The 843-nt window shown below is 67.1% G+C and carries 1 protein-coding gene; it reads left to right on the top strand.

Annotated elements, in window-relative coordinates; genetic code table 11:
* Window positions 1-40: 40 nt before the first annotated feature.
* A protein-coding gene (locus CR165_RS24180; protein ID WP_109519423.1) for an IS5 family transposase occupies window positions 41-834 on the top strand; the annotation gives its coding sequence in 2 pieces (ribosomal slippage) (window positions 41-377 and window positions 377-834; 795 coding nt in all).
* Window positions 835-843 lie beyond the last annotated feature (9 nt).

The following is an 843-nucleotide window of genomic DNA, read 5'->3' as shown; positions in this document are numbered from 1 at the left end:
AGGCCTGTTAGAGCTTGAATGCTACTCCCATGTTTTGGGTATGGCGAAGGGCAAGGACGAGCAGCTTCTCACGGATGCGACCTGGGCGGTGTGGGAGCCGCTGATCGAGGCGGCCAGGCCTCACGGTAAGACGCCGCCGAAGGAGTTGCGCCGCACGATCTCGGCCATCCTTTGGCGGCACCAGAACGGCGCCAAGTGGCGCAGCATTCCCGCCGAGCTCGGGCCCTGGTGGCTGGCAGCCCAACTCTTCATCCGCTGGGCCAAGGCAGGCGTCTGGGAGCGCCTGCTGGAGTTGGTCCAGCAGCGTGGCGTGGCGCTCGGCATGACCTTCCTCGACGGCACCACCATCCGGGCTCACCACAAGGCGGCGGGTGCGGAAAAAAGGGGGGCCATGGCCAGGAGCGAGATCTACGCGAAGCACTTGGCCGATCTCGCGGCGGCTATGGCACCAAGGCTTGCGTGATTGCTGACGGCCGCGGGCGCGCCATCGCCTTTGCTCTCGCGCCCGGCCAGGCGCACGAACTGCCCTTGGCGCCTGGCCTGCTCGACAGCCTGCCGGATGTGCCGGGCTGGATCGTCGGCGACCGCGGCTATGCCTCCGACACCTTCCGCGAGCGGATCTGGGATATGGGCGCCCGACCCGCCATTCCGCCCAAGCGCACGGACGCGCCGGTCGCCTGTCCCAGCTGGATCTACAACAACCGCTCTCGGGTGGAGAACCTTTGGGCCCGCCTCAAAGAATGGCGTGCCGTCGCCACCCGCTACGAGAAGACCGCCCGATCCTTCATCGGCATCCTCTGCCTCGCAGCAGCCGCCGACTGGCTCAAGCTCTAACAGGCCCTA

It is taken from the genome of Teichococcus aestuarii, assembly GCF_003116135.1.
GTDB lineage: Bacteria > Pseudomonadota > Alphaproteobacteria > Acetobacterales > Acetobacteraceae > Pseudoroseomonas > Pseudoroseomonas aestuarii.
The sequence above is the reverse complement of the archived record's forward strand: the minus strand, read 5'-3'. Positions and strand labels throughout refer to the sequence as shown.